This window comes from Eikenella sp. HMSC061C02, from assembly GCF_001809035.1.
In the GTDB taxonomy this organism is placed as follows: Bacteria; Pseudomonadota; Gammaproteobacteria; order Burkholderiales; family Neisseriaceae; genus Eikenella; species Eikenella corrodens.
On the sequence record NZ_KV795509.1, the window covers coordinates 1 to 15,134 of the forward strand.

The window sequence follows — 15,134 nt, forward strand, 5'->3', positions numbered from 1 at the left end:
AGCTGAAATGAAATTTACCCAGCACAAATACAACCAACTACCGGCTACCTGAAAACTACTTGCACAAAAAATAGCCGGGCAATACCCGGCCATGAATTCTTTCACGCTAAAACTATTCAGAACAATCCGCTAATTACCCCATCGTCATCCACATCAATTCGCTCTGCAGCCGGCACTTTTGGCAAACCTGGCATTTTCATCATATTACCGCACAGCACTACAACAAACCCTGCTCCAGCAGACAACGTCAACCCACGCACAATGATGCGGAAACCTTGTGGCGCGCCCAACAACTTAGCATTATCACTGAATGAATATTGCGTTTTTGCCATACAAACGGGCAACTTGTCCCACCCCAATCTTTCCAAATTAGCGATATCGGCCAGCGCCTCCGCACTGAAATCCACGTCGTCTGCACCATAAATCTTCTGTGCAACCATGCGGATTTTCTCCGGGATACTTTGCTCTACTTCATAAGAGAAGCTGAATTGTGCAGATGATTGTTCGACAGCAGCAGCTACTTTACGCGCCAAACCCTCACCACCAGCACCACCCTTATTCCACACTTCAGTAAATGATATTTCCGCACCACGCTGCCGACAGGCTTCTGCCACCAAATTCAATTCAGCCTGAGTATCAGCACTGAATCGGTTGAGCGCCACCACCACCGGCAAGCCAAATACATTTTTCAGATTATCAATATGGCGCAACAGATTGGGTAACCCTTTTTCCAATGCAGCCAGATTTTCACCGGACAACTCATCTTTTAATAAGCCTCCGTTATATTTCAATGCCCGCACGGTAGCCACTACCACTGCAACATCCGGCCGCAAACCGGACAATCGGCACTTGATGTCGCAAAATTTCTCGGCGCCCAAATCTGCACCAAAACCAGCTTCGGTAACGGCATAATCGGCCAAATGACAAGCCAAGCGCGTAGCGATAACTGAATTACATCCATGGGCAATATTAGCGAACGGGCCGCCATGCACAAAAGCAGGTGTTCCTTCAATGGTTTGAACAAGATTTGGCTTAATGGCATCTTTTAACAGCACTGTCATTGCGCCTTGTGCTTTCAAATCGCGTGCATACACCGGACTACCGTCTTTGGTATACGCCACCAATATATTACCCAACCTCTGTTTGAGGTCAGCAATATCTTTAGCCAAACAGAATACCGCCATCACTTCGGAGGCAACAGTTATATCAAAACCATCATCACGCATCACACCATCGGCGGTTTTACCTAACCCACCGATAATATTGCGCAAATGGCGATCATTCATATCCACTGCACGCCGCCACAGAATCCGTTTTGGATCAATATTGAGCGCATTACCATGATGGATATGATTGTCGATAAGGGCAGCCAAAAGGTTGTTTGCTACACCAATAGCATGGAAATCGCCAGTAAAGTGTAGGTTGATGTCTTCCATTGGCAGCACTTGGGCATAGCCGCCACCGGCTGCCCCACCCTTGATGCCGAACACCGGGCCGAGTGAGGGCTCACGCAAGGCGATAACAGCATTTTTACCAATACGGTTGAGCGCATCAGCCAAGCCAATGGTGACTGTCGTTTTCCCTTCCCCGGCAGGCGTAGGGCTGATAGCAGTTACCAAAATAAGCTTACCTCGTTTTTCAGGTAGCCTGTATGCATCAGCCGGATTAATCTTGGCTTTATATTTGCCGTAATGCTCCAGTTGTTCCGGTTTCAAGCCGAGCTTGGCGGCGATTTCATCGATGTGTCGGATGTTGGCGGCTTGGGCAATTTGCACGTCAGACAATTGGGGCATAACAGTCTCCAAATATAAAGAGTCAGAAAAGAAGAGTGTAGCACTCGGGATTGTACCCTAAATCTGTTACTAGAAAGCGAACATCCATCATTAGATACAACATATCGTCACATAACTAAAATTGACACAAGGTAGTGGAGTGACAATTTAAACACAAAGAGCGGGCACACCACCCGCTCTTCATTGCTACCATCAAACTTAACCCATAATCTTCAAAGCCGGGAATAAGCTTCGCAAACCAGCCAATACAATCTCCACCGCAATGGCTGCCAGCAGCAAGCCGGACACGCGGTTGATGATCTTGATGCCAACATTGCCAAGAATTTTGCTTAGTCTGGCCGAGCCGGCCAAAATCAAATAGCAGGTTACCCCCACCATAAAGCAGGCAATCAACAGCTCCAATGCGCCCTGCCACGTCCCCACATGGCTGCTGTAAATAATCACGATAGAAAAGCCACCGGGGCCAACAATAATCGGCGTAGCCATTGGCACCACGGCAAAAGCGAATTGCTTCTCCGGCGGTAGGCTTGAATGCTCCTTATTCAAATTGGGTTTCACCGGATTGTCCTCCCCCCCCATCATGCTCATCGCAATCACAAACACCAAAATACCACCGGCAATTTGGAAGGCCGGAATACCAATGCCCAAAACTTTCAACAACGGGGTGCCAATCACTCCGGCTACCACCATGCAAATAAACGCACTAATCGACACCAGGCGTGCAGTTTTGCGCTGTTCCTTCAGCGTGAAGCCTGCCGTCTTATCCACAAAATAACCAAGCGCAATCAATGGATTATTTAAAACAATCAAACCAGTAAACAAATATAAGATATGAGTAATCATCACTTCTCTCGTTAAACATCAAATCAATCAGACAACAGCGCCACGGCTTCATCTACGCTCGGCATGGCTGCGAAACGGCCGCGCATAATATCGAAATTATGGTGTTCATACAGATCTTTAGCCGACCAGCGGCCATTATCCAGCGTACTGTTGGCACCTTCTGGCAAAATCACTTCAAAGCCCAAATCGCTGGCAGCCCGTACCGTAGCTTCCACGCAATATTCAGTCATCATGCCAACCACCACTAAACGCTCAACTCCGTTGCCACGCAGGTAATCCAGCAAATCCGTACCGCGAAAAGCGCTGTTATACCATTTATCCACTACTTTCTCACCGGCCTGCGGTGCAACGGCGGCAGCAATCTGCCAACCGTGCGAGTTCGGTGCAAAGGGCGAATCCGCCTCATTGTGCCGAACATAGATGACTTCGCGCCCGTGCGTGCGGGCTGCAAGCAACATTCGACCGATGGCATCCAACATTTCTGCCCCGCGATAAGCACCCCTATCCAGTAATGCCTGCTGGGTATCGATAACCAATAAAACCGTTTTCTTCATTATGCTCTTTCTGTGGCCAAGGCTACCTGAAAACGCTTGCTTCCATGAAGCTGGAATACTTATTTCCAAACAACCAAAAAGAATAACCCCGGCATCGGCCGGAGAACTGCCGACATTCTATACGGGTGGCAAAAGCTTTACCATGGCTAGATGCCGTATCAGGTCAAATATATTGCAAATTCAACACATATATCATCATTTTTCTCGGCAAGCATCCCATCCATAACAAAGGCTACCTGAAATTTCAGGTAGCCTTTTTCAGGTAGCCTCCAACTTTACATCTTACTCTGCTGGTTACTGATGCCCATCAGCATAGCCACAATAATCATGATAGAAAGCGTGGCCGTACCGCCGTAGCTTACCAACGGCAGCGGCACGCCCACCACCGGCAGAATGCCGCTCACCATGCCCATATTCACAAACACATAGCAAAACAGCGTCATGGTCAGCGCGCCGGCCAAGGTTCGGCTGTAGAGCGTGGGGGCTTTGGCGGCAATATAAAGGCCACGCCCCAGCATAATGGTGTACACCGCCAGCAGTAAGAGATTGCCAATAAGGCCGAACTCCTCGCCATATACAGCGAAGATGAAGTCAGTAGTAGATTCCGGGATGTAATCAAGATGCGTTTGTGTGCCGTTAAGCCAGCCCTTGCCCCACACGCCGCCGGAGCCAATGGCGGTCATCGACTGCAAGATATGGTAGCCCGCGCCCAGCGGGTCTTTAGTCGGGTCGAGCAGGGTCAGCACACGGGTACGCTGGTAGTCGTGCATACCGTATTGCCACAGCAGCGGCAGTGAAGCAAAAAAGCCGACCACGGCCACCGCAATCACCCGCCACGGCAACCCAGCAAAAAATATCACAAACAGTCCAGACGCCATAATCAACACTGCTGTACCTAGATCAGGTTGTTTCAAAATCAAGAAGCCCGGCGCGGCTATCAGCACCAATGCAGCCAAATAATGCCGCCAGCCCAGATCCGTTTCGTGCTGTTGCAGATACCACGCCACCGTCATTGGCAGCGCAATTTTCATCAATTCAGAGGGTTGCAAGCGAATAATGCCCAAATTCAGCCAGCGTTGCGAGCCGTTCACAATCACCCCGAAAAAGTGCACCCCCACCAGCATCAGCAGACTCACCCCATACAGCACAATAGCAAAGTTGCTCAGCACCTGCGGCCGCGTACGGGCAATACACCACAGCAGCACAAAGCCTACTATCGTGTGCAGAGTTTTATTTTCCAGCTGACCAATATTCTGACCGTCGGCCGAATACAGCAAAAACAGGCTCATCACATAGATGGCCAGCATGCTGTAGAACAGCCACATATCCATCGGATCCCAGATTTTCCGCCAGTAGCGGCGGATAGCGTGTTCAGACGGGTGTTGCATATTATCGAACCTCGGATGCGGCAGCCGGCTGGCTACCTGAAACCGCCCGATAGGCAGACAGGGTGCGTGCTGCTTGAGCATGAATCAGCGGATACTCAGCCTGGCTCATCGCGCCATCTCCCGGCACAGAGGGTTTAGGCAACGGCAGGTTTTTGCCATTTTCGCCCTGCAGCTGCAACAGGTAGAAATCAGCCAACTGGCGCGCCACCGGTGCGGCATTCGCGCCCCAGCCGCCGTTTTCTAACAGCACCGCAATAGCTATTTTTGGATTCTGTGCCGGCGCAAAGGCGATGAACCAGGCATGGTCCCGATGGCGTTCGGCCAGCGCAGCGGCGTTATACGATGCGCCCTGCCGAATCTGCACCACCTGCGCCGTACCGGTTTTACCACCCATACTGTATTTCAGCCCCACACCCACGCGCCAGGCTGTGCCGCCCGGACGCAACACGCGCTCCATGCTCTGTTTCACGAAAGTGAAATATTCTGGCTTGAATGGCAGAGTAGCGCTGGGTTGGATACCAACCAAGATGCGGGTTTGCTTTTGATGGTCGATAAGCTCGCGCACTAAGTGCGGTCGGTACATCACACCGTTGTTGGCCAGCGTGGCGGTGGCATGTGCCATCTGCAGCGGTGTGTAGGCGTTATAGCCTTGGCCGATGCTGATGGTTACCATATCCGCAGCCTTCCATTGCCGAGCCGCCTCGCTGCGCGAATTAGCAAAACGGCGTGCCTTCCATTCCGGGCTGGGCAGAATACCTTTGTATTCATTAGGCAAATCAATACCGGTAGGCTGACCAAAACCAAAGTGCGCCAAATAGGGATAAGCCTTTTCTATGCCCATTTCGTAGCCTAGGCGATAGAAGAAGGTGTCGGATGACACTTGGATGGCCTTACCCAAATTGGCCGAACCGTGCCCGCTGCGCACTGAATCACGGAACTGGTGGCGGCTACCGGGAATGCTCCATGCGCCGGGCGCAGGCAGCACAGTGTTGGGGGTAATCTGCCCGCTTTGCAGCGCGGCCATACCCATAAATGGTTTGAAAGTAGAACCGGGCGGATACAGCCCTTGGGTAACGCGGTTGATAAGCGGACGCTGCCAGTCGTCGTTCAGGCTTTTCCACGTATCGCTGTCGATGCCATCAATAAACAGGTTGGCATCGTAAGTCGGCTTCGACACCAATGCCAACACCCCGCCGGTTTGCGGGTCGATAGCCACCACCGCACCACGCCGGTTGCCCAACAATTCGCTGGCCTTCTGCTGCATACGGATATCAAGCGACAGACGCAGGGTTTGCCCACTTATTGCCGGTGCGGTTTTTAGAGTGCGCACAATATTGCCTTGCGCGTCTTTTTCCACCTCCTGATAGCCGGGCATGCCGTGCAGCTGCTGCTCGTAATAGTTTTCCAAGCCCATTTTGCCGATATGGGTGGTACCGCGATAAAGCTCATAGCGGTCTTCGCTTTCCAGTTGGTCGCGGTCTTTGTCGCTGATGCGGCCAATATAACCGATGATATGAGTGGTAAGCTCGCCGTAGGGATATTCGCGGAAAGTGCGTGCGTTCACTTCCACACCTTTGAAACGGAATAGCACCGCAGCCAGCCGAGCGGCTTCTTCGGTGCTCAGTTTTAATTTCAGGGGGATACGTTCGTAGGAGCGGGATTCGGCACGGAAACGCTGGAAGCGCTTCATATCGGCCTCACTGATTTCCACATATGGGCGCAAAGCAGGTATCAAATCCTCAATTTTCATTTCCAACTCGTTGGGGATCACTTCCAACGAATAGGCCGGATAGTTGTGCGCCAGCACCACGCCGTTCACATCAGTAATTTCGCCGCGAATCGGCGGAGTGGGAATGAGGGAAACCCGGTTGGCAACGGCTTTGTCTACAAATTCCTCGTGCCGGGCTACCTGAAGCCGCACGAACTGCCATACCAACACGCCAAAGAACATTAAAACCATAGCAAACGCCACTACCAAGCGCAGCAGATAATCCTTCCGCTGGCTACGGGGTGGTGCTTTGACGGGCGTATAATGACGTCTCGACTTCATTTGCGGGAACGGCGGTAATGGGCGATGGCGAGCATCACATTGTTCAACTGCGGCCACAACAGGCCGGTAACGATTGAAGGCAGCCACAGTCTCCATAGGGGAAACGGCTGCTGTTGAAACAGACTAACCAAGAAAACCACCAATTGGCTAACCAACATGGCGCCGGCCACCGCTACAGCCTGCCAGCCAAAAGAATTGAGCACAATCTGCCGCCGGTTACGTTCAATCAGAAACGCAGCCACGCTATAAGCCAAACCATGCTGCCCCAATAGCGAGTTGGTACCGATATCCACCAACAGGCCAAGACAAAACGCCACGCCGATGCCGACAAGCTGCGGCCTATGCAGCAACCAATACGCCAGCATAATCAGCGTGAAATCAGGCAAGGGGTACACCCATGGTGAAGCAACCGGGATGAAATCGATGAGCAGCACCAGTAAAAAACTGAATGCTACCCAGCGTTTGGGTGTTGACTCTTTAAGCGGGTAGATTGGAGACATGCTTACTCCTGCGCCTCCTGTTCGATTGGCGGCTCGGAAGCAGTTTCAGGTAACCTAGCTGGCGACTGCGACTTTTGCGGAATCACCAGCACATAACTGCTGCTACTCAGATTGGCCGCCGGTGTTAGCACCGTACGGTAATACGGCGTGCCGGAGTTGCGGTCGGCATGCGTTACTTTGGCAATTGGGATGCCAGCCGGGTAGATACTGTCGATGCCGGAAGTAACCAGCAAATCGCCCTCTTTCAACTCGGCTGACACGGGGAAATAACGCAAATCCAGCGTCTCCCCACGTCCATACACCAAGGTGCGTACGCCACTTTCGGCCACCATCGCCGGAATCACCGACTGACGGTTGTTAATCAGCGTAACCTCTGCCGTGGCTGGCTGCACGCCGGTTACCTGCCCGATTAAGCCTTTTTCATCACTTACCGGATCCCCGACCTGAATCCCGCTACTGCTGCCTTTGGTAATCAGCAGGCGATCGGCACGTGGAATGCGGCCGTTAGACACAATCTCCGCCAGCACCGTCTTGGGCGCGAGCAGTGGCTGCAAATGGTTCAGTGTTTTCAGCTCGCTCAATTCTCGTGCCGCTGGTGCTTGCAGCTGCAGTTGCATATTCAGGCGAGCGTTTTCTTCTTTCAGATGAGTGTTTTCAGCAAGTAGTTGCCGTTTGTCACGCATAAATACCATGCTGCCGCTTGCCCATTCGGCCGGCTGGCGTGCCACCCATTGCAAGGGATAGAGCCCGGTGGCCACATAAGATTTAGCCTGCTGCAATGCCGCATAACGGTTGTCCAACACCATCAGTGCCATTGAGGCTATCCCCAGCAGCACCAGCTTGCCGGCAGAGCTGATAATCGGGCTGACAAAATTGATTTCTTGCGACATAAGGGAATACAGGCTACCTGAAAACTGAAGACACCGCGCAGGCAGGTCTGATACAAAATAAACCGATCGGCATCCCGCGCCAGTTTTGCAGCGCACGGGATGCCGGAATAAAGATTACGGATTGGGCACAAACACAGAGTTCATCTTGCCGATTAAATCCAGTGCCTTACCAGAACCGCGCACCACGCAGGTGAGCGGGTCTTCAGCAATGCTCACCGGCAGGCCGGTTTCCTCGGCCAGCAAACGATCCAAACCATTAAGCAGCGCACCACCGCCGGTGAGCACCAAGCCGCGGTCGGCAATATCCGCACCCAATTCCGGCGGGGTTTGCTCCAATGCATTTTTCACTGCCTGCACGATTTGATTCAACGGCTCGGCCAAGGCCTCCAGCACCTCATTGGAGCTGATAGTGAAAGCACGCGGAATACCTTCGGCCAGATTGCGACCTTTGGCTTCAATTTCACGCACAGCATTGCCCGGGAAGGCTGTACCGATGGCTTTTTTAATTTCTTCAGCCGTAGCCTCACCAATCAACATACCGTAGTTGCGGCGCACATAATTGATGATGGCTTCATCAAACGCATCACCAGCCACGCGAACGGAATGGGAATACACCACACCCGACAAAGAAATAATACCCACTTCGGTGGTACCACCGCCGATATCCACTACCATGGAGCCGGTCGGTTCTTCAATCGGCAGACCTGCACCGATAGCCGCGGCCATCGGCTCTTCAATCAAATTCACCGAAGCCGCGCCAGCCTGCTGTGCCGAATCGTGAATCGCCTTGCGCTCCACTTGGGTTGAGCCGCAGGGCACACAAATCACGATGCGCGGTGCAGAGGCAAAGCGGCTGTTATTCGCCTTACGGATGAAGTGTTTGAGCATTTTTTCGGTAACATTAAAGTCGGCAATCACCCCGTCTTTCATTGGGCGCACCGCCTGAATGCCGCCGGGCGTACGCCCCAGCATACGCTTGGCTTCCGCACCCACCGCTACAGTAGCATTTTTATTATTTATGTCACTGGGCAGTGCCACCACCGAAGGTTCGTCCAAAACGATACCGCGGCCTTTGATGTAAATTAGAGTGTTGGCCGTACCTAAATCGATGGCCAGATCATTAGAGAAATATCGGGTAAGAAAGCGGAACATTGCTTTAAATCCTAGCGTTTGAATACTGATGAATACTTTAAAGAAACCAAGCCTATGGAGAGACCAGCACTACTTTGCGCAACCTTATTCTTATGCCGTGCCGAGAGGCAAGCTTTTAGGCTATAATTCTAACTTTGCAAGCCAGTCTCAAAAGAAACGCGTAATGATACCTGAGATTGGGCTGTTTGCTAAACATAATTTAAGGAATTTTTATGTCGCTTACACTTTCCGACGTTGAAAAAATCGCCCGCCTCTCGCGTTTGAGCCTAACCGAAGCCGAGAAAGCCTCCACCCTCGACGAGCTCAACGGCATTTTCGCCATGGTAGAGCAGATGCAGAGCGTAAATACCGACGGCATCGAACCAATGACCCACCCGCACGAACTCGCCCTGCGCCTGCGTGCCGACCAAGTAACAGAAACCGACCACGCCGCTGAATACCAAGCCGTTGCTCCTGAAGTGCACAACCGCCTATATATCGTGCCGCAAGTGATTGAGGAATAATTTTCAGGTAGCCACAAGCCCTTTAAGGCTACCTGAAAACACAAACTGGATATCCTACGCGACCATGGCAAACACCAATTCATGATAAGCCTACTCCGCCTCCGCTCTAAGCTTACCAAACCGAGCAAATGTGCCATCCGCAAACCCAATTCTGCGGGTATTTTGAGCAACACACTGCGAAAATGATACCAGCCGTGTGCGGCCACATTAGCGCAGCCAAATAAACCTGCCCGCAAAATTTTCAGGTAGCCTCAAAACAGCAAAGGCTACCTGAAAACTAAAGGAACCCCATGTCCACCGAGCAACAACACCTGCACACCGCCGCCGTTAGCCACATCCGCCAATGTTTCAACCGTATCAATCAACAGGTCGAACAGGCAGGTAAAGAAGTTGCCGCGTATTATTTCTATCTGGTAGACGACTTTTTTGCCGCAGGCAACGCCGCGATTACCCATCAGGATTTAGAAGCCTTTGCTGCCAAGCACAGGAAAAAATACAAAAACTGCACCATCCTGCAGGCGATTTGGGATGGCAGATGTACACTTTATGAAGGCCAAACCGAAATCCAGAATGCTTCAGATAACTGGCTGGCAAACCAAAGCGAGCTCTACCAAGTTGCATACCGCAGCATAGAAAATCTAGATGATGACGACACCTATCAGCAAAAACGCACCGAATACGAAACAACCCTGATAGCCGCACTACAACAATGCGACCAAGAAGGCCTGTTTGGCAATCGTGCTGAAAAAGACATATTGCTGTTTGCGTTTTATATTGATGATTATGATGAAAATGACGAACAATCGCTGCTGTACCGTTCCGCCACGCAGCTCAACCAACCGGATACTTACCAAAAATTGATAGGCTGATATTTTCAGACGGCCTCAAAAGCAGCCTGCACTATTAACCCTTTAAAACTCCAATTATTTTCAACCGAAAGACCCGAAAATGACCCAATACACCCTCAAACAAGCCAGCCAGCTGCTGCAATCCAAACAAATCTCCGCCGTCGAACTGGCAACCGAATACCTCGCCGCCATTGCTGCGCAGAACCCGGCTATCAACGGCTACATTACCCTCGACCAAGACAAAACCCTCGAAGAAGCCCGTGCCGCCGACGCGCGTATCGCGCAAGGTACCGCCGCCGCGCTTACCGGCGTACCCATCGCCTACAAAGATATTTTCTGTCAAACAGGTTGGCGCAGTGCGTGCGGTTCCAAAATGCTGGACAACTTTGTCTCCCCCTACACTGCCACCGTCGTTCAAAATCTGCTTGACGAAGGCATGGTAACGCTCGGCCGTACCAATATGGACGAGTTTGCCATGGGTTCGACTAACGAAACCTCGTTCTACGGTGCAACCAAAAACCCATGGAATCTTGAGCACGTACCCGGCGGTTCATCCGGCGGCTCCGCAGCCGTCGTTGCCGCACGCCTTGCTCCTGTCGCGCTCGGTTCAGATACCGGCGGCTCTATCCGCCAGCCTGCGTCCCACTGCGGTATCACAGGCATCAAACCCACCTACGGCACGGTTTCCCGCTTCGGCATGGTTGCCTACGCTTCCAGTTTCGACCAAGCCGGTCCGATGGCGCAAACCGCTGAAGACTGCGCGATTTTGCTTAATGCAATGGCGAGCTTTGACGAGCGCGATTCCACCAGTTTGGAACGCAGAAAAGAAGACTACACCCGCGATTTGGACAAACCGCTTAAAGGCATAAAAATCGGCCTGCCTAAAGAATATTTCGGCGAAGGCGCGGATGCTGATGTGCAGGCTGCTTTGCAAAACGTCATTGACCTTTTAAAAGCACAAGGCGCTGAAACCATTGAAGTTTCTCTGCCTCAAACCGCCCTGTCTATCCCCGCTTATTACGTCCTCGCTTCCGCCGAGGCCAGCACCAACCTTTCCCGCTACGACGGCGTGCGCTACGGCCACCGCGCCGCCCAATTTGGCGACCTGGAAGAAATGTACAGCAACACCCGCGCCGAAGGCTTCGGCAGCGAAGTCAAACGCCGCATCATGATCGGTACTTATGTGTTGTCGCACGGCTACTACGATGCCTATTACCTGAAAGCCCAAAAACTGCGCCGCCTCGTTGCCAACGATTTTCAGACGGCCTTCGCGCAATGTGATTTCATCCTCGCCCCAACTGCGCCCACCGCCGCCCCGAAACTCGGCAGCGACATCCACGATCCCGTGCAGATGTACCTTTCCGACATCTACACCATCGCCGTGAATCTGGCCGGTTTGCCCGCCCTGACCCTGCCCGCAGGTTTCAGCAGCAGCGGACTGCCCATCGGCGTGCAATTTATCGGCAACCACTTCTCCGAAGCCAAAATTCTTGGCGCAGCGCATCAAGTACAGTTGGCGAGTGATTGGCACACGAAAGCGCCGGCGTGAAAGTTTTCAGGTAGCCTTTGATGTCGTCTGAAAGGCTACCTGAAAATAGTAGAATTCGTAGCATTATTGTTTTGAATCATCTTTTTCAGATAGCCTGAAGTAATGCACCAACCCAAAATCCCAGAAAACTACGCCAAACTACTCAAAAAATATGAAGGCTTGGTTGGCAAGTTTAAAACTAGGAATAGCTTATAAATTAGGTATTTGTAACCCATACCGCTTCCCTACTCATGAGGCTACCTGAAAATTTAAAACGGAAAACAAAGATTAAAGAGGAAAACATTTATGCCACAGTTTATCCCCGAACTGAGCGAGCACATCCGCAAAGCCATGACTGCAGGCGAGCGTAAAACCGCCGATTTCCTGCGCGAATATTTGGCCGAAGACTGCATCGTTTGGTACAACGTGCCGATGGGTAAGAAACGGCTGTATGCCGATTTCCTCGTACTGTTTCCAAACAGGGGGCTGCTGTGCTTGGAAGTAAAGGACTGGGCGGGCAACAGCTTTAGGCGCATGACCCAGACCGAATGCGAAATGGTGTTCGAGCACACCGCGAAAACAGTCAAGCACCCGCTGGAGCAGGCGCGCGGCTATATGTTCCAAATCATCGACTTGTTATCAAAAGAAACCCGCTTGCAGCACACCGAGGGTGAATACAAAGGCAGGCTGCGCATCCCCTACGCGCACGGCGTAGTTTTTACCCGTTTCAACCGCAGCGACATCGCCAAAATTACCGACATTGCCAAATTCGACCATCTGATGCCGCACACGCAAACGCTGTATAAAGACGATTTGAAAAGCGGGCAGGACAACGCGCACATCGCCGACAGGCTGGCCGCCATGTTCCCCTACCGCATCGAATGCAGCCTGAGCCGCAGCGAAACCGACCTCATCCGTTGGCATTTGTTTCCCGAAGTCCGCATCAACCCGCCCGAGCAGCAGGAACTCTTCTCTGCCGACCAAGCTGACGGCAAAACGGAACAGCAGCCTGAGCACCCAGCTGCCGACTCTGTGCCGCACCCCATCGCCGCACCCGACATCATCAAAATCATGGACATCCAACAGGAGCAGCTTGCCCGCAGCATCGGCGGCGGCCACCGCGTCATCCACGGCGTGGCAGGCAGCGGCAAGACCCTGATTTTGCTGATGCGCTGCCAATATCTGGCCGAACAGTCCGACAAACCCGTTTTAGTGCTGTGCTACAACCGCGTATTGGCCGATAAATTACGTACCGCCGTGGCCGACAAAGGCTTGGCGGAAAAAGTGGAAGTGTGCAGTTTCCACCAATGGTGCGGCAAACTGCAAAAAGCATACGGGCTGGACACGCCCGAGCGCTACCGCCACTTGCCCGGTTACGAACACGCCCCGCTGACCGTGCTGCAAGCCATGCACGACGGCACACTGCCCGGCGGCCGCTACGACGCAGTGCTCATTGACGAAGGCCACGATTTCGAAGCCGACTGGCTGCGCCTGAGCGTGCATATGCTCGACGCTGACAACGGCCATTTGCTGCTGCTCTACGACGATGCCCAGGCCATCTACAAAAAAAGCGGCACAGGCTTGGGCTTCACCCTATCCAGCGTCGGCATCAAAGCCCAAGGCCGCACTACCATCCTGCGCCTGAACTACCGCAATACCAAAGAAATCATCGGATTCGCCTACCTGTTTGCCCAAAACAAAATGCAGCCGTACGAAAGCGGCGAAGACGGCGTACCGCTGGTCGAGCCCGAGGCTGCAGGTGTAAACGGCATTTCGCCCTACATCAAAGAATGCCCCGACTGGCAGGGCGAGCTCGACTACCTTGCCCGCTGCCTCGACAAATGGCTCAAAGACCGCATTCCGTCGCAAGATATCGCCGTCATTTGCTACAACAAAGAACAATGCAACGACGTAGCCAAACTGTTGAAACAAAAAGGCATCCGCCACTCCCTGCATTACGGCGGCAGCAAAAAGGCCTACAATCCGCACGACAACGCCGTTGCCGTCTTTACTATGCACAGCAGCAAAGGTCTCGAATTCCAACGCGTGATGTTGATGGGCATCTGTACCTTGAAGCATAAAGATGCAAACCAAGAGGCCGACAACACGCGCCTGCTCTACGTTGCCATGACCCGCGCCCAAAACTACCTGATGATTACCCTTTCCGGCAGCGGCCTCTACCAAAGCCGCCTGCTCGACAGTTATCGGCAGTTCAAGCAGTTAAACGGCAACAATGCAGATTAAGGCTACCTGAAAGCAGTTTAAGGTTACTAACCAGCATGAATGCACAACCCATGAAACTTTTCAGGTAGCCTCTAAGGCCGTCTGAAAACCTATTTAACCACCTAACACTGCCTGCAAGGCTACCTGAAACCATGACCACCACCGACTTCATCCAAATCATCGGCACCGCCGCCTTCGCCGTGTCCGGCTACCTCGTCGGCTACAGCAAGCGGCTCGACGTGCTCGGCGTGATCATCACCGCCTTGCTCACCGCCGTGGGCGGCGGCATGATGCGCGATGCGCTGGTAGGACATGTGCCGCAGGTGTTCCGGCATACTGATGCGCTGATTGTGGTATTCGCCACCCTCACTATCGCCTGGCTGCTGCGCGTGCAACGCTACCGCCGCACCCACCTTGCCGCCGCTTTCCTGATTGCCGACGCCATCGGCCTGGCCGCCTTCAGCATCACCGGTGCGCAAATCGGTATCGGCCTGCAGCTCAACCTGTTCGGCGTGATCGTGCTCGCCTTTGTAACCGCTGTGGGCGGCGGCATTGCCCGCGATATTTTGGTAAACGACGTGCCCATCGTATTGCGTGCCGACCTCTACGGCAGCGTTGCCATCTTCATCGGCGGGCTGATGTATTTCCTCGCGCGAATCGGCTGGATAAACGCCTTTACCCTGCATCTGCTGTTTGCCGCCGGCCTATTCCTGCGGCTAGCCGCCTACCGCTTCCACTGGCAGCTTCCCGGCTTCCAGCCGCGCAGAAAATAGCGGCAAAAGGCCGTCTGAAAGATAGAATCTGGGTTTTCAGGTAGCCTCTGCCCAACCGGAAACCCTTACGAACCGATTAACCCTTCTTC

The 15,134-nt window shown here is 52.8% G+C and carries 13 protein-coding genes; 5 read left to right on the forward strand and 8 right to left on the reverse strand.

From position 1 onward, the window contains the following. Positions 1-116: 116 nt before the first annotated feature. The 8 genes from HMPREF2541_RS00485 to HMPREF2541_RS00520 all read right to left on the reverse strand — a co-directional run bounded on the left by HMPREF2541_RS00485 (position 117) and on the right by HMPREF2541_RS00520 (position 9,170). Positions 117-1,793 carry a formate--tetrahydrofolate ligase gene (locus HMPREF2541_RS00485; protein WP_070541237.1) on the reverse strand — a complete coding sequence of 559 codons (1,677 nt, stop codon included), beginning with the start codon at positions 1,791-1,793 and terminating at the stop codon, positions 117-119. 198 nt (positions 1,794-1,991) lie between these two features. Further along, positions 1,992-2,636, reverse strand: a complete 645-nt coding sequence (locus tag HMPREF2541_RS00490; protein ID WP_003824393.1) for a MarC family protein — start codon at positions 2,634-2,636, stop codon at positions 1,992-1,994. A gap of 23 nt (positions 2,637-2,659) precedes the next feature. Beyond that, entirely contained in the window at positions 2,660-3,190 is a 531-nt protein-coding gene (locus HMPREF2541_RS00495) for a cysteine hydrolase family protein (protein WP_070541239.1), read from the reverse strand. Between the two features lie 275 nt (positions 3,191-3,465). Further along, the gene (gene rodA / locus HMPREF2541_RS00500) at positions 3,466-4,578 is read right to left on the reverse strand and encodes a rod shape-determining protein RodA (RefSeq protein WP_003824389.1); all 1,113 of its coding nucleotides are present in this window, start codon (positions 4,576-4,578) and stop codon (positions 3,466-3,468) included. Position 4,579: 1 nt separating this feature from the next. Further along, positions 4,580-6,628 (reverse strand): penicillin-binding protein 2, encoded by a 2,049-nt coding sequence (gene mrdA, locus HMPREF2541_RS00505; protein ID WP_070541241.1) that lies wholly within the window; start codon positions 6,626-6,628, stop codon positions 4,580-4,582. Next, the gene (gene mreD, locus HMPREF2541_RS00510; RefSeq protein WP_049257848.1) at positions 6,625-7,128 is read right to left on the reverse strand and encodes a rod shape-determining protein MreD; all 504 of its coding nucleotides are present in this window, start codon (positions 7,126-7,128) and stop codon (positions 6,625-6,627) included. The genes mrdA and mreD overlap by 4 nt, the downstream gene beginning before the upstream one ends. Before the next feature lie 2 nt (positions 7,129-7,130). Next, the gene (gene mreC, locus HMPREF2541_RS00515) at positions 7,131-8,018 is read right to left on the reverse strand and encodes a rod shape-determining protein MreC (protein ID WP_070541243.1); all 888 of its coding nucleotides are present in this window, start codon (positions 8,016-8,018) and stop codon (positions 7,131-7,133) included. A 114-nt stretch (positions 8,019-8,132) separates the two neighbouring features. Then, a complete protein-coding gene (locus tag HMPREF2541_RS00520; RefSeq protein WP_003824380.1) occupies positions 8,133-9,170 on the reverse strand; it encodes a rod shape-determining protein in 1,038 nt (345 codons plus the stop codon). Between the two features lie 212 nt (positions 9,171-9,382). Here HMPREF2541_RS00520 and gatC point away from each other — a divergent pair, with 212 nt between their 5' ends. The 5 genes from gatC (at position 9,383) to HMPREF2541_RS00545 (ending at position 15,045) form a co-directional block, all read left to right on the forward strand. Continuing rightward, positions 9,383-9,673, forward strand: coding sequence for an Asp-tRNA(Asn)/Glu-tRNA(Gln) amidotransferase subunit GatC (gatC, locus tag HMPREF2541_RS00525; protein WP_003824379.1), 291 nt, complete (start codon positions 9,383-9,385; stop codon positions 9,671-9,673). 290 nt (positions 9,674-9,963) lie between these two features. Next, the gene (locus HMPREF2541_RS00530; protein WP_070541245.1) at positions 9,964-10,542 is read left to right on the forward strand and encodes a DUF4303 domain-containing protein; all 579 of its coding nucleotides are present in this window, start codon (positions 9,964-9,966) and stop codon (positions 10,540-10,542) included. Positions 10,543-10,621: 79 nt separating this feature from the next. Continuing rightward, on the forward strand, positions 10,622-12,070 hold the full coding sequence (gene gatA / locus HMPREF2541_RS00535) for an Asp-tRNA(Asn)/Glu-tRNA(Gln) amidotransferase subunit GatA (protein WP_070541247.1): 1,449 nt from the start codon (positions 10,622-10,624) through the stop codon (positions 12,068-12,070). A gap of 285 nt (positions 12,071-12,355) precedes the next feature. Further along, positions 12,356-14,293, forward strand: coding sequence for a 3'-5' exonuclease (locus HMPREF2541_RS00540; protein ID WP_049257844.1), 1,938 nt, complete (start codon positions 12,356-12,358; stop codon positions 14,291-14,293). A 131-nt stretch (positions 14,294-14,424) separates the two neighbouring features. After that, a complete protein-coding gene (locus HMPREF2541_RS00545) occupies positions 14,425-15,045 on the forward strand; it encodes a trimeric intracellular cation channel family protein (protein WP_003824373.1) in 621 nt (206 codons plus the stop codon). Positions 15,046-15,134 lie beyond the last annotated feature (89 nt).